Source organism: Streptomyces sp. TRM68367 (assembly GCF_014495685.1).
GTDB lineage: Bacteria > Actinomycetota > Actinomycetes > Streptomycetales > Streptomycetaceae > Streptomyces.
Genome location: NZ_JACTVI010000037.1, coordinates 19936 through 40916 on the forward strand (window position 1 = coordinate 19936; position 20981 = coordinate 40916).

26 protein-coding genes are annotated in these 20981 nt (G+C 73.7%); 11 read left to right on the forward strand and 15 right to left on the reverse strand.

Features of this window, described 5'->3' with window-relative positions; all coding sequences use genetic code 11:
• Positions 1–30 precede the first annotated feature (30 nt).
• Positions 31–1473 (forward strand): FAD-dependent oxidoreductase, encoded by a 1443-nt coding sequence (locus H8R17_RS23075; protein WP_187825116.1) that lies wholly within the window; start codon positions 31–33, stop codon positions 1471–1473.
• Between the two features lie 3 nt (positions 1474–1476).
• Here the strand turns inward: H8R17_RS23075 and H8R17_RS23080 are convergent, their stop codons facing one another.
• The 5 genes from H8R17_RS23080 to H8R17_RS23100 all read right to left on the reverse strand — a co-directional run bounded on the left by H8R17_RS23080 (position 1477) and on the right by H8R17_RS23100 (position 5801).
• Positions 1477–2136, reverse strand: a complete 660-nt coding sequence (locus H8R17_RS23080; RefSeq protein ID WP_187825117.1) for a dienelactone hydrolase family protein — start codon at positions 2134–2136, stop codon at positions 1477–1479.
• 135 nt (positions 2137–2271) lie between these two features.
• On the reverse strand, positions 2272–3549 hold the full coding sequence (gene thiI, locus H8R17_RS23085; protein WP_187825118.1) for a tRNA uracil 4-sulfurtransferase ThiI: 1278 nt from the start codon (positions 3547–3549) through the stop codon (positions 2272–2274).
• Positions 3550–3675: 126 nt separating this feature from the next.
• Positions 3676–4152 carry an Hsp20/alpha crystallin family protein gene (locus H8R17_RS23090; RefSeq protein ID WP_223125379.1) on the reverse strand — a complete coding sequence of 159 codons (477 nt, stop codon included), beginning with the start codon at positions 4150–4152 and terminating at the stop codon, positions 3676–3678.
• A 103-nt stretch (positions 4153–4255) separates the two neighbouring features.
• Positions 4256–4954, reverse strand: a complete 699-nt coding sequence (locus H8R17_RS23095; protein ID WP_316959503.1) for a sigma-70 family RNA polymerase sigma factor — start codon at positions 4952–4954, stop codon at positions 4256–4258.
• Positions 4955–5132: 178 nt separating this feature from the next.
• Positions 5133–5801 (reverse strand): hypothetical protein, encoded by a 669-nt coding sequence (locus tag H8R17_RS23100; protein ID WP_187825119.1) that lies wholly within the window; start codon positions 5799–5801, stop codon positions 5133–5135.
• Between the two features lie 680 nt (positions 5802–6481).
• On the opposite strand from H8R17_RS23100, the gene H8R17_RS23105 reads away from it, so the two are divergent.
• Positions 6482–6937: an archease gene (locus tag H8R17_RS23105; protein ID WP_187825120.1), complete on the forward strand. Its 456-nt coding sequence runs from the start codon at positions 6482–6484 to the stop codon at positions 6935–6937.
• A 170-nt stretch (positions 6938–7107) separates the two neighbouring features.
• On the opposite strand, the gene H8R17_RS23110 is transcribed toward H8R17_RS23105, so the two are convergent.
• Positions 7108–8538, reverse strand: coding sequence for an RtcB family protein (locus H8R17_RS23110; RefSeq protein WP_316959504.1), 1431 nt, complete (start codon positions 8536–8538; stop codon positions 7108–7110).
• Positions 8539–8611: 73 nt separating this feature from the next.
• Here H8R17_RS23110 and H8R17_RS23115 point away from each other — a divergent pair, with 73 nt between their 5' ends.
• Genes H8R17_RS23115 through H8R17_RS23125 form a run of 3 tightly spaced genes read left to right on the forward strand, consistent with a single transcriptional unit; the run spans position 8612 to position 10833 of the window.
• Positions 8612–9727, forward strand: coding sequence for a CapA family protein (locus H8R17_RS23115; protein WP_187825121.1), 1116 nt, complete (start codon positions 8612–8614; stop codon positions 9725–9727).
• A 4-nt stretch (positions 9728–9731) separates the two neighbouring features.
• The gene (locus H8R17_RS23120) at positions 9732–10328 is read left to right on the forward strand and encodes an MBL fold metallo-hydrolase (protein ID WP_316959505.1); all 597 of its coding nucleotides are present in this window, start codon (positions 9732–9734) and stop codon (positions 10326–10328) included.
• 52 nt (positions 10329–10380) lie between these two features.
• Positions 10381–10833, forward strand: coding sequence for a YbhB/YbcL family Raf kinase inhibitor-like protein (locus H8R17_RS23125; RefSeq protein WP_187825122.1), 453 nt, complete (start codon positions 10381–10383; stop codon positions 10831–10833).
• Between the two features lie 68 nt (positions 10834–10901).
• Here the strand turns inward: H8R17_RS23125 and H8R17_RS23130 are convergent, their stop codons facing one another.
• From H8R17_RS23130 to H8R17_RS23140, 3 genes are all read right to left on the reverse strand, one after another.
• Positions 10902–11276: a DUF6343 family protein gene (locus H8R17_RS23130; protein ID WP_187825123.1), complete on the reverse strand. Its 375-nt coding sequence runs from the start codon at positions 11274–11276 to the stop codon at positions 10902–10904.
• Between the two features lie 26 nt (positions 11277–11302).
• Positions 11303–11728, reverse strand: coding sequence for a CBS domain-containing protein (locus H8R17_RS23135; protein WP_187825124.1), 426 nt, complete (start codon positions 11726–11728; stop codon positions 11303–11305).
• Between the two features lie 99 nt (positions 11729–11827).
• The gene (locus H8R17_RS23140) at positions 11828–12364 is read right to left on the reverse strand and encodes an alpha/beta hydrolase (RefSeq protein WP_316959506.1); all 537 of its coding nucleotides are present in this window, start codon (positions 12362–12364) and stop codon (positions 11828–11830) included.
• Here H8R17_RS23140 and H8R17_RS47225 point away from each other — a divergent pair.
• Together H8R17_RS47225 and H8R17_RS23145 are read left to right on the forward strand one after the other, a co-directional pair.
• Positions 12347–12532: a hypothetical protein gene (locus H8R17_RS47225; RefSeq protein WP_316959507.1), complete on the forward strand. Its 186-nt coding sequence runs from the start codon at positions 12347–12349 to the stop codon at positions 12530–12532. The genes H8R17_RS23140 and H8R17_RS47225 overlap by 18 nt on opposite strands.
• 183 nt (positions 12533–12715) lie before the next feature.
• A complete protein-coding gene (locus H8R17_RS23145) occupies positions 12716–13330 on the forward strand; it encodes a TetR/AcrR family transcriptional regulator (protein ID WP_187825126.1) in 615 nt (204 codons plus the stop codon).
• Here the strand turns inward: H8R17_RS23145 and H8R17_RS23150 are convergent.
• Positions 13327–13755, reverse strand: a complete 429-nt coding sequence (locus tag H8R17_RS23150; RefSeq protein WP_187825127.1) for a VOC family protein — start codon at positions 13753–13755, stop codon at positions 13327–13329. The genes H8R17_RS23145 and H8R17_RS23150 overlap by 4 nt on opposite strands.
• 201 nt (positions 13756–13956) lie before the next feature.
• Here H8R17_RS23150 and H8R17_RS23155 point away from each other — a divergent pair, with 201 nt between their 5' ends.
• Both H8R17_RS23155 and H8R17_RS23160 read left to right on the forward strand, forming a co-directional pair.
• The gene (locus H8R17_RS23155) at positions 13957–14595 is read left to right on the forward strand and encodes a LysE family translocator (protein ID WP_187825128.1); all 639 of its coding nucleotides are present in this window, start codon (positions 13957–13959) and stop codon (positions 14593–14595) included.
• Between the two features lie 135 nt (positions 14596–14730).
• Entirely contained in the window at positions 14731–15279 is a 549-nt protein-coding gene (locus H8R17_RS23160) for a hypothetical protein (protein WP_262505441.1), read from the forward strand.
• 433 nt (positions 15280–15712) lie between these two features.
• On the opposite strand, the gene H8R17_RS23165 is transcribed toward H8R17_RS23160, so the two are convergent.
• From H8R17_RS23165 to H8R17_RS23180, 4 genes are all read right to left on the reverse strand, one after another.
• Positions 15713–16804, reverse strand: a complete 1092-nt coding sequence (locus tag H8R17_RS23165) for a PP2C family protein-serine/threonine phosphatase (protein WP_187825130.1) — start codon at positions 16802–16804, stop codon at positions 15713–15715.
• 164 nt (positions 16805–16968) lie between these two features.
• A complete protein-coding gene (locus tag H8R17_RS23170; RefSeq protein WP_187825131.1) occupies positions 16969–17397 on the reverse strand; it encodes a hypothetical protein in 429 nt (142 codons plus the stop codon).
• A 315-nt stretch (positions 17398–17712) separates the two neighbouring features.
• A complete protein-coding gene (locus H8R17_RS23175; RefSeq protein ID WP_187825132.1) occupies positions 17713–18930 on the reverse strand; it encodes a cation:proton antiporter in 1218 nt (405 codons plus the stop codon).
• A 479-nt stretch (positions 18931–19409) separates the two neighbouring features.
• Entirely contained in the window at positions 19410–19697 is a 288-nt protein-coding gene (locus tag H8R17_RS23180) for a DUF3040 domain-containing protein (protein WP_187825133.1), read from the reverse strand.
• Positions 19698–19900: 203 nt separating this feature from the next.
• Here H8R17_RS23180 and H8R17_RS23185 point away from each other — a divergent pair, with 203 nt between their 5' ends.
• On the forward strand, positions 19901–20119 hold the full coding sequence (locus H8R17_RS23185) for a hypothetical protein (protein ID WP_187825134.1): 219 nt from the start codon (positions 19901–19903) through the stop codon (positions 20117–20119).
• 69 nt (positions 20120–20188) lie between these two features.
• Here the strand turns inward: H8R17_RS23185 and H8R17_RS23190 are convergent, their stop codons facing one another.
• Positions 20189–20488, reverse strand: a complete 300-nt coding sequence (locus H8R17_RS23190; RefSeq protein WP_399477144.1) for an aldo/keto reductase — start codon at positions 20486–20488, stop codon at positions 20189–20191.
• Here H8R17_RS23190 and H8R17_RS23195 point away from each other — a divergent pair.
• Positions 20473–20760, forward strand: coding sequence for a hypothetical protein (locus H8R17_RS23195; RefSeq protein WP_187825173.1), 288 nt, complete (start codon positions 20473–20475; stop codon positions 20758–20760). The two genes, H8R17_RS23190 and H8R17_RS23195, sit on opposite strands and share 16 nt — an antisense overlap.
• Positions 20761–20981: the final 221 nt, after the last annotated feature.

Here is a 20981-nt window from a genome sequence, read left to right on the forward strand (position 1 = left end):
CCGTGCCGAGTCGTCCGCCGGAGGAGACCGATGCCAATCCTGCAAGAGCCCCGAGAGCCCCGCACGGTCACCCTGCCACGGCGGCCCGCCCGGCACGGGGGCCGCACCGACGTCCTGGTGGTCGGCGGTGGCCCGGCCGGCTGCGCCGCCGCCCTCGCCGCGGCCGACGCCGGCGCGGACGCCGTCCTCGTGGAGCGATACGGGTTCCTCGGCGGCAACGCCACCGCGGCGCTGGTCATGCCGCTGATGTCGTTCCACAACGAGCACAAGCAGGCCACGTTCACCGAATCCGGCGAGGACGCCCGGCTGCTGCCCACCGACCACGGCGAGGGAGAGCCGGTGGTCGCGGGTGTCCTGTGGCGGCTTCTGGACCAGCTCATGGGGCGCGGCGGCTGCCTCAAACCCTCCCCGAAGACCGGGTACACGGTCCCCTTCGACCCGGAGCTGTTCAAGCTGGTCCTGCTCGACATGATGGACGAGGCCGGGGTGCGGATGCTGTTCCACGCCTTCGCCTCGACCGCGCTGCGGCTCGACGACGGCTGGCGGGTGGTGTTCGAGACCAAGTCCGGGCCGATCGTGATCGATGCCGGTGCGGTCGTGGACGGCACCGGCGACGGCGATGTCGCCGCAGCGTGCGGGGCGCCGTACGAGCTCGGGCGGCCGGAGGACGGTCTGGTGCAGCCGATGACGCTGATGTTCCGGGTCGCGGACTTCGCACGGCCGGACTTCGCCGACTACGTGCGGGAGCATCCCGACCAGTGGCGCGGGGTGCACGGCCTGTGGGACCTGGTGGAGGAGGCCAGGGCGGACGGCGACCTGCGGTTGCCGCGCGAGGACATCCTGTTCTTCGCGACTCCGCATCCGCGCGAGGTGAGCGTCAACAGCACCCGTGTGACGAGGGTGCTCGGCACGAACGTGTGGGACCTCACGCGGGCCGAGTACCGGGCCCGGCACCAACTGGCGCAGATCGACCGGTTCCTGCGCACCCGTGTGCCGGGCTTCGAGGAGTCGTACATAGTGCAGAGCGGCACCCACGTCGGTGTACGGGAGACCCGCCGCGTCCTCGGCGACTACCAGCTGACGGGCCACGACATCCTGGCCGCCCGGCCCTTCCACGACGTCGTCGCGCACGGCGCCTACCCGGTCGACATCCACAACCCGCGCGGCTCCGGCACCGTCCTCAAACGGGTCCCCACGGGCCACTTCTACGACATCCCGCTGCGTTGTCTGGTGCCGCGGGGCATCGACCGGTTGCTGGTCGCCGGCCGGTGCATCTCCGGTACGCACGTGGCGCACTCGTCGTACCGGGTCATGCCGATCGCGATGGCGACCGGCCAGGCGGCCGGGGTGTGCGCCGCGCTGTCCGTGCGCCTCAGGCGCGGTCCGAGGGCCGTGCCGTACCGGCTCGTGCAGCGGGAGCTGCTGCGGCAGGGCGCCCGGCTGCGCTTCGACAGGCCCGCGGCGGCGGGCTGACCGTCACCCGGCTGCGGCCCTGAGGCGGTCGTCGCACCACTGCCGGGCGGTCTCCGCGACCCGGTCGAGGGCGCCGGGCTCCTCGAAGAGGTGGGTGGCGCCGGGCACCACGTGCAGGCTGTGCGGGGGGTGCAGCCGCCGGGCCGCCTCCTCGTTGAGCCGCATCACCTCGTGGTCCTGGCCGCCGACGATCAGCAGCACCGGCGACCGTACGGCCTCCAGGGCGTCCCCGGCCAGGTCGGGCCGGCCGCCGCGCGACACGACGGTCAGCACCCGGTCCGGCCGTTGGGCGGCGGCGACCAGGGCCGCGGCGGCACCGGTGCTCGCGCCGAACAGGGCGACGCGCAGGCCCTGCGTCTCGGGCTGCTCCTGGAGCCAGTCGATCGCGGCCACCAGGCGGCGGCCCAGGAGGGGGATGTCGAAGCGGTGTTCGGCGGTGAGCGCGTCCTGCCGTTCCTCCCGCTCGGTGAGCAGGTCCATCAGCAGGGTGCCGAGTCCGGCGGTGCGCAGTTCGGCGGCGACGCGCCGGTTGCGCGGGCTGTGCCGGGAGCTGCCGCTGCCGTGCGCGAACAGCACCACGGCCCGCGCGGGCTCCTCCGGTACCACGAGGTCGCCCGCCAGGGTCGTGCCGTCGGCGGGCACCGTGACCAGCTGGGAGATCATCACCGATCCCCTCTTCCTCGATCCGTCGATCCATCGATCCGTCAATACGGCGACACATCGATACGTCGTTGCGTTCTGGCTGTCCCCCGCCGCGTACCCGCGATGGCGCCGGGCTCCCACCCTCGCCGCGGCGGGTCAGGACGCGGCGACCGCCGACGGGGCGTCGGCGTCGTCTCCCCGCGCCGGAATGTCGTCGGCCAGGCCCGCGGCATCGTCCTGCACGTCTTCCTCTTCGGGTGCCACGTGCAGGAGGCGGGCCTTGGTCAGCAGGTTCTCCACCGTGGCCTCGACGTCGAGGCGCTGCTCGAGGCGGGCGAGGCTGCCGGGGGTGGTGCGGGTCGCCACGCGCCGGGGCGCGAGCAGCGTGCAGCAGTCCTCGTCGGGCAGGCGGGAGATCTCGGCGGTGCCCAGGCGGCGGGCCTCCGCCATGATCTCCTCCTTGTCCCACGCCAGCAGCGGCCTGAGCAGCGGCAGCGTGGCCACGTCCTCGACGGTGGCCAGGTTGGACAGGGTCTGGCTGGAGACCTGGCCCAGGCTGTCGCCGGTGACCAGGGCCTGCGCGCCGTGGCGGCGGGCGAGCCGGTCGGCGGCGCGCACCATCAGCCGGCGCTGGGCGACCACGTGCAGGGATCCGGCGCCGACCAGGGCCAGCTCCCGCTGGGCGTGCCCGAGCGGGATCAGCCACAGCCGCCCTTCGCCCTGGTAGCGGGCGAGCCGGCGCACCAGGGCATACGCCTTGTAGGCCGAGGAGGGCCCGGTCAGCGGGGCGCCGGTGAAGTGCACGAAGTCGCAGGCCAGGCCGCGGCGCATGGCGCGGTGGGCGGCGACCGGGGAGTCGTAGCCGCCGGACAGCAGCGCCAGGGCGCGGCCGCTGCATCCGACGGGCAGCCCGCCGCGGCCGTGGTGACGCTCGACGGCGACGAAGATCTCCCGCCGGTCCACCTCGACGGCGACCTCCACGTCCGGGGTGCTCAGGTCGACGGGCCAGCCCAGCTCGGTGCCGATCTCCGCGCCGATGAGGGCGGCCAGCTCCCCGGAGGTGAGCGGGAAATCCTTCTGCCGGCGCCGGGCCCGCACCGCGAAGCGGGGCACGCTGCGGTCGGGGCGTGCGCCCCGGGCCAGCTCGACGGCGGCCGCGGCGGCCGCCTCCGGGGTACGGTCCACGCGCAGCGCGGGCTGCACCACGCTGACGCCGATCACCTCACGGGCCCGGGCGACCAGCTCGGCGTGCAGACCGGGCCGGCCCGGCGCGGACAGCACGATCACCCCGCGCCTGCGGCGGACCCGCACGCCGGGGCCGAGGCCGGCCACGGACCGGCGCACGTTGTCCAGCAGCTGCTGCTCGAAGCGCCCCCGGTTGCGTCCCTTGAGCGCGAGTTCTCCGTATTTCAGCAGGACACACGGCTGCCGCATGCCCCTACCCCTTCCCGCTCGCGCCTCGGCGCACGCGCCCGGCACCGAAGGGTGCACGCACGGAGGCTTCTCCTCCCCCGTGCGTGCGCTCCTCGCGCCGGGAGGCACGCACTCGTGCCTCGCGACTCAGCCCTTCCCTCCGATCGGGATGCGGCGTCGCTTGGTGCCGCCCGCCTTCGGCAGCCGGACCGTGAGGACGCCGTCGGTGAGGTCGGCCTCGACCTTCTCGCCGTCCACGCCGCTGGGCAGGCTGGTGCGGTAGAAGAACCGGCCGGCCCGGCGCGACAGCACCTGGCCCTTCCGCTCCTCGGACAGTTCGCCCGATATCTGGAGCTCGTGCTCGTCGACGTCCACGGAGATGTTCTCCCGCGGGATCCCGGGCAGCTCCGCGCGGATGACGTAGGCGTCCTCGGTCTCGTCCTCCTCGACCGCCGGCACCCAGGAGCCGGTGCCCCACACGGGGGCCGCGCCCCGTTCGAAGGCCCTGCTCATGTCCCGCCACAGGTTCTCGAAGTCGGTGAACGGGTTCCAGTCCCACAGCGGCCATCCCGGCCTGCGCCGCTCTTCCAGCGGACCGCCGGCAGGCTGCGCTGGCAGATTCACGGCATCCTCCCTTCCGGTCCCGAAACCGGTCCGGAGACCTTTCGGTACCGATACTTCTCGGGTATCCGGAGCGCACGCCCATGACACCCTCCGCAGCCTGCGATCAGGCCGCCATGGCGACGGGTCGGTCGGCGTCCGTGAGCAGGTCGAGCAGCGTCTCGCGCGCGCGGGCGACCCGGGAGCGGACCGTGCCGACGGGGCAGCCGCTCAGCTCGGCCGCCTCCGTGTACGGCAGCCCGAGCACCTGGGTGAGGACGAACGCCTCACGGCGCTCTGGCGGCAGCGCGGCCAGCAGGTCGAGCAGCGCGACGCCGTCGTCGAAGCCGGGCAGGCCGCGCGGCTGGGCGCGTTCGACCGCGAGCTGCCAGTCGGCCGCGTCGCAGGAGCGGGGCCGGGCGAGGGCGTACCGGTGGCTGTCGGCCACCGCGCGCCGGGCAATGGCCAGCAGCCAGCTGCGGGCCGAGGAGCGGCCCTCGAACCGGTGCAGGCTGCCCAGCGCCCGCAGGAAGGTGTCCTGCGCCAGGTCGTCGACCGCCTGCGGGTCGCCGCTCAGGTGGGCGACGAACCGCAGGACGTCGCGGTGCAGGGCGCGGACGAACCGTTCGACGGCCTCCGGGTCACCACCGCGGGCGGCGAGCGCCCACGCGGTGACCGCCTCGTCGGCGCGGGCGGATCGGTGCGTACGGGTGGGTGTCTCCTGTTTGCGTGTACCGGTGGGCGCGTCCGCACGTGGAGCGGTCTCGCGTGAGGCGATCTCGCCTGCTGCGGTCTCGCGCGAGGCGGGCAGGGCAGAAGTGGTCACCTGAGGTCCTTCTCGGGAAATCCGGGATCGCGGCACACACGCGTGCGGGCGCGCCGGTGTGCGGTCCGGTGAACGGGGACACGGCCGTACGGCACCGGGCACACCCCGATACGGGCACGCGGGCGTACGGCCGGGACCCGGGGCGCGTACCTCGCGGCCCCGGCACCACCGACTGCCGTCAGACGGCAGCGCTCCCCGTGGGCGGCCCCCGAGTGGTGATCGCGTGGACGAGGAGGAGCAGCCGCGGCGCCCGGTCCGAGCGGCGGCGCCGCATCCGCAGAAGCGGCCGGTGCGGCGGCGCGGGCAGAGCGCCCAGCAGGCGCAGGGGTGCCGCGAGCCGTCCGGCCACGGCCCGCAGCAGCCGGAACGCGGCCCGCTCGCCGTAGCCGAGCCACAGGCCGCACAGCAGCGCGGCCAGCAGGTGGGCGGCGAGCATGCCCGGGGAGTACGAGCCGCCCGTGACGCTGTGCGCCATGTGGTCCGCGTGGTCCATGAGGCCCGTGCCGGTGTGGCTCACGTGCATCGAGCCCATGTGCATCGACGCCGTGCCCGTGGCGTCCATGTCCATGGCGTCCAGGGCGGCGCACCCGCCCGCCGACGGCACGAAGGAGAACGCCGCGTGCAGGGCGGCCTGCGCGGCGAGCACGACGGTCACGACCAGCAGCAGTCCGCGTTCCCGTCCGGCCAGGCACCAGCCCGCGACGGCGGTCCCGGCCCAGCCGGCCGCCAGGGTCCCCGGCGGCATCGGCTCGCCGGCCATCATCGCGTGGCCCAGGGCGGCGAGCAGCACGCACACGGCCGCGAACACCGCGGCACGTACCGTGCGAGCACCCCACCCTGCCGTCATGGCGCCCCATCCTCGCATCCGGGCCCGATCCGTCACCCGGGAGTACGAGAGCCGCCCCGGGCCCGCACTCACTCCCCGCCCTGTGATCCAGCTCACGTATCCGGCAGCACGGCCGGTGACGACGCCCGCCACGTGCAGACCGCGCACGAACCCGTCCACGCCAGCCGGTGCTGTCCACCAGCACGCCGCCGAGCAGATGCCCGGCGACGATCGCGGAGCCGCCGATCGTGCCGTTCAGGCCGATCATCCGGGCCCGGTCGCGCGGCGGGGTAGGCCTGCACGAGGGCCACGCCGAAGCGCGCCGCGACGTCGCCGAGTGCAGGGCACGGCGATGATGAGCCTGCCGGAGATCGCCGGCCTGCCGGCCGGGGGCGGCGACGACCGGGACTGGCGTACGACGGTTCGGGACCGGATCGCCGAGCGCGAGGCGCAGATCGACCGGCTGGCCGCGGCCCGCGGCTCTCTCACCCACCTCCTCACCTGCCCGAGCGACCAACCCACCGACGACCCCCTACCTGGCCGCCGAGATCGACGTGTATCTCGCGACCGGGGTAGTGCCGGCCCTCGGCCCGGAGCGGACGGCGCCCGACGTGCCCCGGTGACGGGGGACCGGCTCTCCGGATGCGTCCCCGCCCCGACTCCGTCAGCATGTGTGTGCGTCGGCAGGGCAGGTGAGGGTCATGGTCGGTGACACGGACGACGACATTCAGACGCGCCGGGAGGGTGGCAGCGGGCACCGGGCGGTGCCGCACACAGCGGACATCCGCATCGAGGCGTGGGCGCCCAGCCGGGAGCGCTGCCTGGCCGAGGCGGTGCTGGGCATGGTGGAGTGCTTCGCCGACGTCTCCGGGGTGCGGCCCACCGCCGTGGACCGGCTCCGGCTGGCCGAGGCCGCCGACGACGACCTGCTGGCCGCGCTGCTGGACGAGGTGATCTTCCGCCTCGAGGTGTACGGCCAGGTGCCGCTGGACGTGGAGACGGACGAGGCCGACGGCGACCTGGACGTCCGGCTGGCGGTGGCCGGGCTGACGGACGTGGAGATCACGGGCGCCGTGCCGAAGGCCGTCGCGTGGAACGAGCTGCACATCGGGCCGGACCCGTACGGGTGGTCGTGCGCGGTGACGATCGACGCGTAGGCCCTGTGGTGGGCCGGGGCCGACGGGCCGCGGCGTACGGACCGCGCTGGGCCGACGGATCAGGCGTACGGGCGGACCTGGGCCAGCGGGTCACGGCGTACCGGGCGCGCCAGACCGTGAGGCGTGGGCCCCGGCCGTGGGTTCAGACTCTGCCGTGGTGCAACCGTGGGTCAGCCCTTGACCACGCCCAGCGGTACCAGCCGCGCCACCGTGCGGCACAGGCCCGCGCCCTCGCTCGCGGCGACCACCGCGCCGACGTCCTTGTAGGCCTCCGGCGTCTCCTCGGCCAGGCCCCGCCAGGACTTGGGGCGTACGGCGATGCCGCCGGCCTCCAGCCTGGCCCGCAGTTCCTTCCCGGTGACCGTGCGGGCCGCGCGGTGGCGGCTGAGGAGGCGGCCCGCGCCGTGGCAGGTGGAGTGGAAGGCGTCGCCGCCGGCGACGCCGGTCAGGACGTAGGACGCCGTGCCCATGGTCCCGGGGATCAGCACCGGCTGCCCGGACTCGCGCAGGTCGGCGGGGAGTTCGGGGTGGCCGGGCGGGAAGGCGCGGGTGGCGCCCTTGCGGTGCACGCACAGGCGGCGGCGTGCCCCGGCCACCTCGTGGGTCTCGGTCTTGGCGAGGTTGTGGGAGACGTCGTACACGAGGGAGAGCCGGGTGTGCGCGGCGCCGCGGAAGACGCGGCGGGCCGCGTCGGAGAGCAACTGGCGGTTGGCGCGGCCGTAGTTGGCGGCGGCGGCCATCGCGCCGAGGTAGTCCCGCCCCTCCGGGGAGTCGACGGGGGTGCAGGCCAGCTGCCGGTCGGGGACGGTGATGCCGTAACGGGCCATGGCGCGGTCCATCAGCTTCACGTGGTCGGTGCAGATCTGGTGCCCGAGCCCGCGCGAACCGCAGTGGATCATCACGCACACCTGACCGAGGGCGATCCCGAAGGCGGCGGCGACCTGCTCGTCGTACACCTCGTCGACCTGCAGCACCTCCAGGAAGTGGTTGGCGGACCCCAGGCTGCCGACCTGTGCGAGGCCACGCTCGCGCGCGCGTGCGCTGACCTGGGCCACGTCGGCGTCGGCGACGGCGCCGCCGTCCTCGCAGCGGTCCAGGTCGCGCTGCTCGCCGTACCCCTCCTCGACGGCGTACCGCGAGCCGCCGCGGAGGATGCGCTCCAGTTGTCCGGGGCCGGTGAGGCGCCACACGCCGCCGGGGCCCGCGCCGCGCGGGATCGCCCGGTCGAGGCCGTCCATGACGGCGGGCAGGGCCGGCGCCAGCTCGCGCCGGTCCGCGTCGGCGGCCAGCAGCCGTACGCCGCAGGAGATGTCGAAGCCGACCCCGCCGGGCGAGACCACGCCGCCCTCTTCGATGTCGGTCGCCGCGACGCCGCCGATGGGGAAGCCGTAGCCCCAGTGGACGTCGGGCATGGCGTACGAGGCGCCGACGATGCCCGGCAGGGTGGCCACGTTGGCGACCTGTGCCAGGGACTGCCGGGCGTCGGCGAGCAGGTCCCGGGAGGCGAACACCACGCCGGGCACGCGCATCGGCCCGTGCCGGGGGATACGGAAGCGGTAGGGGCGCTCCTCGACCAGCTCCAGTTCCTCGACCCGTTCCATGGCGACCTCCTGCGGCGTGGCAGCGAGTACCGCGGATCGCCCGGTACGACACCTGCGGGCCTACCGTGGAGACATGGGCACCGGCGAGGTGACGCTGTTCCTGTGCGGTGATGTGATGCTCGGGCGCGGTGTCGACCAGATCCTCGCGCACCCCGGCGATCCGGCCCTGCGGGAGGCCTACGTCGGGGACGCCCGCTCCTATGTCCGGCTGGCGGAGACCGCGGGCGGCCCGGTGCCGTCGCCGGTGGCCCCGGACTGGCCGTGGGGCGAGGCGCTGCGGGTGCTCGACGAGGCGGCGCCGGACGTGCGGATCGTGAACCTGGAGACGTCGGTGACGCGCAGCGACACGTTCGCGCCCGGCAAGGCGATCCACTACCGGATGCATCCGGCGAACCTGTCCGCGCTGACCGTGGTCCGGCCCGACGTGTGCGTGCTGGCCAACAACCACGTCCTGGACTTCGGCCGCCCCGGCCTGACGGAGACGCTGGACACGCTGGCCGGTGCGGGGCTGCGGACGGCGGGCGCGGGGCGCAGCGCCGGCGAGGCGTACGCGCCCGCGGTGGTCCCGCTGCCCGGCGGCGGTCGTGTCCTGGTGTTCGCGCTCGGGGCGTGGTCCAGCGGCATCCCGCCCGACTGGGCGGCGACCGCCGACCGGTCAGGGGTCGCCTACGTCCCCGAACTGACTCCGGGCGCGGCGGACGCCGTGGTCCGGCACGTCGAGCAGGTCCGGCGGGCGGGTGACGTGCTGGTCGTGTCCGTGCACTGGGGCTCCAACTGGGGGTATCGCGTCCCCCGGGACCAGGTGCGCTTCGCGCACGCCCTGGTGGACGGCGGGGTCGACGTGGTCCACGGCCACTCCTCGCACCACCCGCGCCCGGTGGAGGTGTACCGGGACCGGCTGATCCTGTACGGCTGCGGCGATTTCATCGACGACTACGAGGGCATCGAGGGGTACGAGGAGTACCGGGACGACCTGCGCCTGGCCTACCTGGTGTCGGTCGCGGCGGACAGCGGGCATCTGGCCGCGCTGCGCATGGTGCCCCTCCAGGTGCGGCGGATGCGGCTGGCAGCGGCGTGCGACGAGGACCGCGCATGGCTGCGCACGATGCTGGACCGGATCAGCGACGGTGTGCACGTGGACCTGGAACCAGACGGCCCTCTCACGCTGCGCACGGGTACCGGCCGATGACCCGGTGGCTGCGGCTGACGCGATGAACTCGCCGCGGTTCGCGCCCGCCGGTCTGCTGCTGCGCTGGGCCGGGCACCGCGTGGCCTTCAACGGCGGGCCCGGCGCCGAGCCGCCGTCCGGCCGCCTGGACGACTGGCTGGTCACCGACGAGCAGGCGGAGCTGCGGTCGGCGCTGCGCCGGAGCGCGGCCGCGCGGGGCGTCCGGCCGCACGCCGGTGCCCTGGAGCTGGCCGCCGTACGGGTGCGGTGCCTGCCGGTCGTGCACACCTCGCATCCGGCGTACGGCTACCGCATCGAGGCACGCGGCTGCGCGGCCGTATGGGCGCCGGAGTTCTGGGAGTTCCCCGAATGGGCGGCGGGCGCGGACCTGGTGTTCGCCGAGGCCTCCGCCTGGGAGCGGCCGATCCGGTTCCGGGGCGGCGTCGGCGGCCACGCGACGGTGCAGTCGGTGGCCGAACAGGCCGTGCGGCACGGGGTACGGCGGCTGGTGCTGGCGCACATCGGGCGACCGGTGCTGCGGGCGATGGACGCCGGGGCCCGGCCGCCGGACGGGGAGTGGGGGGTGGAGGGCCGTACGTACGCGGTGCCGTGTGCGGGGTGAGCTGCGCGGGCCGGCCGGTATGAGCGGCGCCGGCCGGGGTACTCCGGGGCGCATGGCCGACATCGAACTCAGCAGTAGCGCATTCAACGATCACTCCTTCATCACGCGCCGGTACGCGTACGAGGGGGAGAACGTCTCGCCTCCGCTGACCTGGAGCGGCGCGCCGGACGACGCGGCCGAACTGGTGCTGCTGTGCGAGGACCCCGACGCGCCGTCGGGCACCTTCGCGCACTGGATCGTGGTCGGTATCGACCCGCACAGCGACGGCGTCGGTGCGGGCGAGCACCCGTCGGGCGGCACCGAACTGGTCAACGGCTACGGCGAGCAGGGCTGGGGCGGGCCGCATCCTCCGCCGGGGGACGAGGCGCACCGCTACTTCTTCCGGCTCTACGCCCTGTCGGAGCCGTGTGTCCTCTCCGATTCGCCGAGCGCCGAGGAGGTGCACCGGGAGGTGGAGAAACGGCAGCTCGCCAGCGGCACGCTGGTGGGGCTCTACCAGCGCTGACAGCCGTCCGGGGCTGACAGTCGCCGAGGGCGGGCCGGCCGTGGTCGGCGGCGGCCCGCCGCGGGAGGTCATGTCGTCGTGCCCCGTCGTGCTGCCGTGCCCCGGCGGGTGCCGCGCTCGCGGCGCAGGCGGCGCAGTACGACCGTCAGGTCCGTTGCCGTCGCCAGGGCGAGCAGCGCGCAGACCACGGTGAGGGTCACCAGCGGACCACGGCCGGGGCTCTCGCCTGGGCCGGACTGCGCGGCCCAGATGCCGAAGAGCACGGCGGCGGCGGTGAACAACGGCAGGAACACGGCCGCCAGCAGCAGCCGCAGACCGAGCGCGCTCTGAGCGGTGACCGGTTCGGTGCCGGTGCGCGGGAAGTGATGGCCGAAGGCACCGGACCGCGCTCGGGGCACCGGCTCCCGCGTCGGGCGCGTCCGGTCGGGGCGTCGGTCATTCATGCCCTGCCCTCCCCTCTCGGTGGCCGTCAGTGGTTGGGCGGCGCCTTGCTGATGTCGGCCAGCGCGGAGTGCGGGTCCTCCGTGGTGGCGAGGTCGCCGAGGCTGACCATGCCGACGGGGCAGCCGCCGTGTTCCACGACCGGGAGCCGGCGGACGGCGTGCTGCCGCATCAGTTCGACGGCGTGGTCGGTCGTGTCGGCCGGGCTCAGCGTCACCACAGGCGGGTGGGTGCACACCGAGCCGACCGGGGTGGCGCTGGGATCGCGGCCCTCGGCGACGGTCCGCAGCACGATGTCGCGGTCGGTCAGCACACCGAACAGGTCGCAGTCGTAGGCCACCAGGACATCGCCGATGTCCTGCTCGCGCATCAGCCGGGCCGCCCGCGCCACCGTGGTCATGGGTTCGACTGCGGCCGTGCCCGGTGACATCACGTCCCGTACCTTCCGGGTCATGGGCACCTCCCGGGACTGGAGTCGGCGGGGACTTCCGTGTGCCCGCCGCGTAGCCCGCACCGGCTGCGGTAAACCCCTGCGACGGCCGCGCCGTCGGCCCTAGTCCTCGAGGGTGCTGTCGGCCCACTTCTCGATGAGCTTGATGGTGCGCCGCGGGCGTTCCTCGTGCATGTAGTGGCCGGTGTCGGGCCAGTGGTCGACGCGGGAGCCGCGGACGTGCAGGTTCTCGTTCTCCCATGTGGCGGGCTCGCCCGCGGTCCACACGGTGAGCGAGGGGCAGATCCGGTGCCGCAGATACTCCTCGCTCTGCTTGCGGACGCCGACCGCGTCGGCGTCGGTGTACATGCCGGCGTAGGCCTGGACGACGACGTGGTCGGGTGTGCCGAGCATGGTGCGGACGTGGGCGGTGGCCAGTCCGGGCGGGGACGTCGGGGCGAAGGAGTCGGCGACGAAGGCGGCGGCCGCGCGGGCGCCGTGGGTGCGGTAGGCGGCGAGGCGGGCGGGGACGACCTCGGCCTCCGACTCGTCGGCGCCGTGCGCGGGGTCGAGCGCGACGACCGAGTGGACGGCGTGCTGGTGCCGGCCGGCGAGCAGGTTGACGACCTGTCCGCCCATGGAGTGTCCGACGGCGATCACGGGCCCGGTGTCGAGGGCCAGTACCTCGGCACCGTCGGCACCGAGCGCAGCACCGCCGCCCAGCGCGCCTACCTCACGGCATTCTTCGACCAGCACCTGCGGGGACGGCCACAGCACCTGCCGGCCGGTCCGTCCCCGGCCCACCCGGACGTGCGCTTCATACCCTGAGCAGCGGCTTCAGCCGACGCCGGCTTCGGTCAGCTCTCCGGGAGGCCGCTGCGCTGCGTGCGCTTCGGTAGCGTACGGAGAGGCTCTCCACTTCGTCGGCCGGAGGGTCCTGAGACCCGGAGACCCCGCTGCCTCCGGCGACGACGAGACCCCGCAGCCCCGGAGACGACCGAAGGCGGCACCATGACCCACACGCACGGCCCCGGCTCCGCCCCCGCACCGCGGCGCACCGACGCGCTGCGCAACCGCGAACGGCTGCTCGCCGCGGCGCAGGAGGTGTTCGTCGAGGCCGGGCCCGGCGCGTCCCTCAACGAGATCGCCCGCCGGGCCGGCGTGGGTCCCGGCACCCTCTACCGGCACTTCCCGAACCGTCACGCCCTGCTGACGGCGGTCCTCAGGGACCGGATCGACGCCCTGCGCGCGCAGGCGGAGACCCTGCTGCGCACGGAGACCCCCGACGACGCCCTGGCGCACTGGCTGCACGCGCTGCTCACCCACGCCCGCGTCAACCACGGCATGGTCAGCACCGTGATGATCGAGGAACCCGTCACGCCCGGCCTCGACTGCCACCAGGTGATCCTGGACGCGGCGACGGCCCTGCTCACCCGGGCACAGCGGCAGGGAACGGCCCGCACCGACCTGACCGCCGACGACCTGCTCCAACTCGTCGCCGGCATCGCCCTGGCCACGGCCCGCCGCACCGACGCGGACCAGCCGGAGCGGCTCATGAACCTGGTCCTCGACGCCGCCTACGGCCGCGCACATCCCCGGGAGTCGTCACCCGGCGTGCGGGGCTAGCTGGCCCCGGGGACTTCCTCCGTCACACCGTTCAGCTCCGAGGCCGGATCGCTGCCGTACGGACGGGTGATGATCTCCAGGCCGTGGCCGGCCGGGTCTGCGAAGTACACGCCGCGGCCGCCGTCGTTGCGGTTGATGCGGCGCGGGTGCTTGCCGTGCGGATCGGCCTGGATCGGGATCTCCTGCTCGACGAGCCGGGCGAGGGCCTGTTCGAACTCCTCCTCCGAGAGGAGGAACGCGTAGTGCTGCATGGGGATGTCGAAGTCGACGGTCGCGAAGTCCAGCGTGACGCCGTTGCTGGTCGTCACCGGCAGGAACACCCCGGCTGGTTCCCCGACCTCAAGACCGAGGATCCCGGCGAGAAAACGGGCAGACTTCTCCCGGTCACGGGAGAAGACAATGGTGTGGTTGAACTCGACTGACACTGGTCAATGCCTCCACAGGCATCTCCGCGGAACCTCCATGTCTCACCCAGCCGGTGACCGACACGCGATGCCGCGGCGGAGAGCATAGGCAGCCCGCTCAGCGGGCGTCGAGCGGTTTCGGCCGAGCCGGGCCACGGCGTCTCAGAAGGGTGCGGGTAATCGGGTTGCGCGGCGGCAGCCGCCCCGTGCTTGCATGGGCGCATGGTGTCCGCCGACCGTCTGCTCGCCTTCGCGGCGATGTCGTTTCTGCTGATCGTGGTGCCCGGCCCCAGTGTGCTGTTCGTGATCGGGCGGGCGCTGGCGCAGGGGCGGCGTGCAGCGCTGACCTCGGTGGTCGGGAACACGCTCGGTGCCTACGTCCTCGTCCTGGCCGTCGCTCTCGGCGTCGGGTCGGTCGTCGAGCGCTCGGTGCTCGTCTTCACGGTGCTGAAGCTCGCCGGCGCGGCCTACCTCGTGTATCTCGGCGTCAGGGCGTGGCGGACACGCGGTGTGCTGGCGGATGCGTTCGCCGCCGACGCGGCCGGGCACGGCGGGCTGCGGACGTTCTGGGAGGGGTTCGCGGTCGGGGTGACCAATCCCAAGACCATCGTGTTCTTCGCGGCCGTACTGCCGCAGTTCGTCGACCGCGGCCAGGGACATGTCGCGGCGCAGATGCTGCTGCTCGGGCTGGTCTTCAACGTGATCGCGGTGACCTGCGACAGCGTGTGGGGGCTGGCGGCGTCGACCGCGCGGAGCTGGTTCGCGCGGTCGCCGCGGCGGCTGTCCCTGGTCGGCGGGGCCGGCGGCCTCACCATGATCGGCCTGGGGGTGACCGTGGCGGTGACCGGCCGCAAGGAATGAGCGGTCTTCGGACACCGAAACGCCAGGTAGTGCAACCTTTCCGTCAACCCGCTCGTCTCACCCGATATCAGCACCATCGAGGTCTCGGGGGAGACAATGGCACGAACACGAACCGCCTGGGCGACCGTTTCGCTCATGGCCGCCACGCTGGGCGTGGCCGCGGTCCCGGCCGACGCCGCGCCGACCGCCTCCACCACCACGCGCACCACCGCGTGCCCGACCGGCTGGGGCAGCGCCGACAAGACGCGCGCCACCGCCACGGCAACGCCGGTGCAGAACATCAGGACCGGCCGCCACGTCTGCTTCGACCGGATGGTCGTCGACGTTCCCGGCGCCGGCCGCGGCAGCCTCGGCTACTCGGTCAGGTATGTCGACCGCCTGCACCAGGACGGATCGGGGCAGGTCATACCCGTCGGCGGCGGCGCCGTGCTCGAGGTGCGGGTGGCCGCACCCGCGTACGACCCCGCGACCGGCAAACCCGCCTATCCCGCACGGGCGGGCCGGACCCTGCCCGGCGTGGACCTCACCGGATACCGCACCTTCAGGGACGCTCGGTTCGCCGGCAGCTTCGAGGGGGACACGCAGGTCGGCCTCGGAGTCCGCGCCCGGCTGCCGTTCCGGGTGCTGCCGATGGACGGCCGTGTCGTCATCGACGTCGCCCACACCTGGAGCAGCGCGCGCTGACTCCCGGCACCCCGGCCGGCGTCATCGCCCGCTCCCTCAAGGAACCCCGCCATGCCCACCGCCGGCCTCGTCCTCACCGGCGCCCGCGTACGCGACTTGCGCGGGCCCGGTACCGAGGTGGTGGACCTGGGCGGTGCCTGGCTCGTGCCCGGTCTGGTGGAGGAGCACAGCCGCCCCGTGTGGGGCCTGGACATGACCACCGGGCTCGGCCGGTCCGCGGCCCGTCCGGTCGACCGGGCCCTGATCGAGGACGTGCTGGACGGGTCCCCAGGAGGCCGGCGAGCACCTCGTCGCCGGACACGCCCGCCTGGACGCCACCTGCCGCAAGATCGGCCCCCGACTCGGCGTCACCCTGCCCGATCTGGCCACGCCTCAGCAGCAGTTGGTGGCGATCGACACCTCGTCCCCCACGCCCCGTCCGGCCGCCGGCCGATCACGCGGGGACGGCGGTGTGCTCGCCCTCGTCGTGGCCGTGGTAGCGGAGCAGGAGCATGGCGGCGTCGTCGTGCGGCGGCCCGGCGGTGTGCCGCACCAGGTCCTCGCGCAGCGTGTCCAGGGCGCGGTGGGCGTCCCGATCCTTCAGCAGGTACACGCGCTCGGCCAGCGGGTAGAAGCGCCTGTGCTCGTCGCGGGCCTCGGTGACGCCGTCGGTGTACAGCAGCAGTTGCTCGCCGGGCGCGAACGGCACCCGGAAGGGTTTCGGTCCCTCCGCGCCGTGGGCGCTCAGGCCCAGCGGGAGGGCGTAGGCGAGCGGCTGCGGGAGGTCGACGGTGCCGTCGCGGCGGACCAGCACCGGGGCCGGGTGACCGTAGTTGAGCAGGACGACCTCGTGGTCCGCGCCGACCTCGGCGAGGACCGCGGTCACGAACTTCTCCCCCTCCAGTTCCCGCTCCACGCTGCGCTCCAGCCGCTCCCCCAGCCCGACCAGGTCGGTCTCGTCGTACGCCGCCTCCCGGAACGCGCCCAGCACCACCGCGGCCGTCTCCACCGCCGCCAGCCCCTTGCCCTGCACATCGCCGACGATCACCCGGACCCCGTACGGCGAGGCGACCACCTCGTACAGGTCACCGCCGATACGGGCCTCCGCCACCGCCGAGGTGTACGAGACGGCCGCCTGCAGCGGGCCAGCGGTGCGCGGCACCGGCCGCAGCAGCACCCGCTGGGCGACCTCCGCGATCGACCGCACACTGGCCAGCTCGGCCTCACGGCGCGAGCGCATCACGGCAGCCGCGACGCCCACGCCGGTCACGCCCGCCACCGACGCCATCGCGGTGAAGCCCCGCCGCTCCTCGAACAGCCCGTCGTACAGCCCGAGTCCCACGCACAGCACCAGCGCCACCGCGCCGATCACGGCCGTACGGCGCCAGCCGCCGACCAGCCCGGAGAATGCCGGCCCCAGCGACACCAGCGGCAGGAATCCCACGCTCGGCCCGGCGACGACGTCCACCACGCACACCATCGCCATCACGCACACCGGCACCCAGGACAGCACCGTGGCACTGGACGGCGGCTTCCTCATGATCATGGCCTGCTCCAGCGGTGTCGTGACGCATGAGAGCCGCCCTCCCCTCACCACAGGCACCCCTCCTCGGTCTTGAGACTATGCAAAGGTTTCCGTCACGAAGCAGTCCGTGCCGCGACCCTTTACCCAATCGAGGCCGACCGGAGGGAGAGGCCTGGTCCGCGGGGTCAGTCGTACGGCCGGTTGTTCGGTCCCCACGCCCCTGCGGTGACCCGGCGGTAGGCGGCGCGGGCGTGGGCGAGGCGGGCCAGGGTGGTGCCGACAAGGGCGGCGGTGAGCAGGCAGGCCAGCCAGAAGGTGTCGCGGGCCCCTGTCCAGCTGAGGGTGCCGGCGGGCGGTATGGCGAAGCCGTTGAGGAAGAGCCAGCACAGCACGGCCGTGCCGGGGGCGGCGGTGAACCGCGCGCACAGGCCCAGCAGGGCGGCCAGCAGGGACAGCGCGACCAGGGCGAAGCCGGGGCGGCCGATACCCACGAAGGTGTTGAGCAGGGCGACCAGCACGAGTGCGCCGCCGGTGGCCGTGGCCCAGACCAGGGAGGTGGCGACGGGCCGGGGAACGGGTCGGGCCCCGGTACCGAGGGACACCCACTCGATCATGCTGACGCTTCCTTCCGGTCCTCCGCCGACCTGCCACCGGGCGCGGCCCGTCCCGGCGGCGTGGCCCCCGAACCGCATTGTTCCACCGGGTGCACCCGTCCGGATGCTGGTTAGGGTGTCGTCGAGGTTCCGTCATCGGCACGCCCCCTGGTAGCTCAGCCGGCCGTGGAGCCCAGCCCTCCCCGTGACTCAGCCGCCCGCGAAGCCCAGCCCTCCCCGTGGCCCCGGAGTCCCGCCCTCCCCGTAGTTCAGCCGTCCGCGGTGTCCGCCCTCCCCCGCCGCTCAACCATCCCCGGAACCGTACTCCCCCGCCACTCAGCCCTTCGCGGACGTGGCCTTTGCCGTCTCGGCCGGCACGGTGGTGTCGAGCGGCTCGGCCGGCGGGCGCCGGGTGAGGCGGCGGGCGAGCGGTTCGGTCCAGCGGGCGGCGAGCGGGCCGACGACGACCAGGATGAGTACGTACGCGGTGGCCAGCGAGCCGATGCGCGGCTCGACGCCGACGGCGAGTCCGGCGACGACGATGGAGAACTCGCCGCGGGCGACCAGCGTGCCGCCGGTCCGCCAGCGGCCCTTGGCCGAAATCCCGGCCCGCTTGGCCGCCCAGTAGCCGGTGGCGATCTTCGTCAGGGTCGTGACGGCCGCGAGCGCGAGCGCGGGCAGCAGCACCGGCGGGATGTCGGAGGGGTCGGTGTGCAGACCGAAGAAGACGAAGAAGACCGCCGCGAACAGGTCCCGCAGCGGGGTGAGGAGGGTACTCGCGCCCTCGGCGGCCTCACCGGACAGGGCGATGCCGACGAGGAACGCGCCGACGGCGGCGGAGACCTGGAGTTCCTGGGCGAGTCCGGCGACGAGGAGGGTGAGGCCGAGGACGACCAGCAGGAGCATCTCGGCGTTGTCGGAGGAGACCGCGCGGCTGATCAGCCGGCCGTGGCGCAGGGCCACGTACAGGACGGCGCCGACGGTGGCCAGGGCGATGGTGAGGGTGACGGTGCCGCCGGCCAGGCTGACCCCGGCGAGCAGGGCGGTGAGGATGGGCAGGTAGACGGCCATGGAGAGGTCTTCGAGGACCAGGATGCTCAGGATGACCGGGGTCTCGCGGTTGCCGAACCGTCCCAGGTCGCCGAGGACCTTGGCGATGACGCCGGAGGAGGAGATCCAGGTGACGCCGGCCAGGGCGACGGCGGCGATCGGGCCCCAGCCCAGCAGCAGCGCCATCGCGGCGCCGGGGACGGCGTTGAGGACGAAGTCGACGGCGCCGGAGGGGTATTGGCTCTTGAGGCTGCTGACGAGTTCCGAGGCGCTGTACTCGAGGCCGAGCAGGAGCAGCAGGAGGATAACGCCTATCTCCGCGCCGGTGGCGATGAACTCCTCGCTCGCTTCCAGGGGCAGGATGCCGCCCTGTCCGAAGGCGAGTCCGGCGAGCAGGTAGAGGGGTATGGGCGAGAAGCCCACCCGTCCCGCGAGGCGTCCCAGCAGCCCCAGGGCCAGGATGACGGCCCCGAGTTCGATCAGCATGGCGGTGGTGTCGTGCACGGGCGTCTGTCCTCCGTGGTCGGTTCGGTGACGGCGTCTGTGCCTTCGTGGGTGCCTGCGGCCGGGCCGGAGCGCGGGCGGTTCGTCGACGGCGTACGGGTACGCGGGTTCCCCGTGGAGTCGATCGGCTGCGTGCCGTATCGGGGAGGGCCGTATCGGGGGCAGGGACAAGGGATGGCGGGCGGGGAGGAGGCGTCAGCGCACGGGGTGGTCGTTCCGGCCGGCGCTGCCGGTATCCGGGACGCTGTCGCGGGCGGCGTTCTCGACGCGCACGTGGGCGACTCGATCCATGTCACGCCCCCTCACGTCAGCCTGAACCACCCGGCACTGCTTCACAGTTGAGCAAGTAGCCGCTCAATGGAGCGTAAGCACTCTGTAAAAAATTCTAGCGCACGCCGAACGTGGCACCACGCGGCGGAGGTCCCTCAGCAGCAGGGTGAGCAGGGGGGTTCGGAGCCCGGCGCTCCGGGGCACGGCATTCAGCCCAGGGGCGGCTCACCGCGCCGGCCGCGCTCGCGGTGCGGGTCGAACAGCTCGACCGCGATGCCCGCGAGGACCAGGCCGGTGGCGATGAGCAGCCCGTCGGCCACGGCGATACCGGTGGCCAGTACGGCGATGGCGACGGCCAGCGTGCACCAGGCGCCGGTGTGCCGGTACTCGCGGGGCCGGGCGGGGCGTCCGCTGCTCATCGCCCGCGCGAACCGGGGGTCGTCGCGCGTGAGCCGCGCTTCGAGGGCGCACAGCCGCTCGTCGTCGGACTGGGGCATGCCGCATCCCTCCCCGCCGACCGCTCCCGTCATCAGGCCCAACTGGCATCATTCCTGCGGGGGGACACCCACAAACGCCGCTACGCGCACCCGTGCCGGTAGGGCGTCGCCCGACGGCTGCGCGTAGCGGCGTCCTCAGAGGGAACCACCCGTCTCACCGCCGTCAAGCTGCATTCCGGCCGCTTCGGGCGCATGGTGGTCCTATGGACGAGCGCCCGCCCGTGGTCGTACTGCCGCCCTCGCAGGACGGCGGTCGGCCCGTGACGATCCACGGGGATCGCGTGGGCACCGCGTACAGCCTGTTCGACGTGCTGGAGTTCCTGCACGCCGCTGGCCTGCCCACCGCCGACACGGCCGTCGACGACCCGGAGTTGATCGAGTGGCGGGGCGGCGGCCCGTACGACTGGAACGGCGCCGCGTAGCCGCACGCGCCGCCGCCGCTGACGGGGGGCACTGCGCGGGGCCCGCTTGCCTTGTTGCCGCGGCGGTCGTCAGGAGGGGTCCGGGACGAGCCGGTCGAGGCGGTCGCGGTGGGCGGGTGTGAGGTGGAGGTCCGCCGTGGCATGGTTCTCCGCCAGGTGGTCGATGCAGGCGGTGCCGGGGATCGGCAGGACGACCGGTGAGCGGTCGAGGAGACAGGCGAGGGCGACCTGAGTGGGCGTGGCGCCGAGTTCGGCGGCCACGGCGGCCATCTCCCCTCGCTTCAAGTGCACGCTATCAGCGGCCGGTTGACGGCTCCGGGAACCCGGCGGGGCGTTCGGGCCGTCGTCCCGGCATGGCGGGTGAGTCAGCGGGCGCCCCGGGTGGCGTCGCGGCGCTGGGAGCGGGCCTGGTGCTCGCGGATCAGCTGCCGCTGTGGCTGGAGCGCCGGGGCTGGATCTACTGGCGCAGGCGCAAGGGGCTGTCGCCCATCGGTTCCGAGTTCCCGGACGCCGGGTCGCGGTTCCGACGAGGGGTCGGGCTCATGAGTCAGCTGCTGCCCTTCCTGATCCTCGCGGCGCTGACGGTGGTCGGACGGCACCCTCGCAACCCCGGGGCTGTCGAACCGGTTCGAGGAACTTAGCAGCGAGGCGATCGGCCAGCAATACCCGCAGCGAAGATCCATGACCACGATCTCTCGGCTACTTCGGGAAGCACCACTGAGGCGTTGACACCCACCCCGGTTACTCCTACCGTCACCGAAGCGAACCGGTTCGACAACCGTTCGCCTCAGCCTCCGCTACCCTGTGGCGACCCACGGCCCGCGGGGAGCGCACGCGCACCGCACTGGTTCGACGAAGGAGT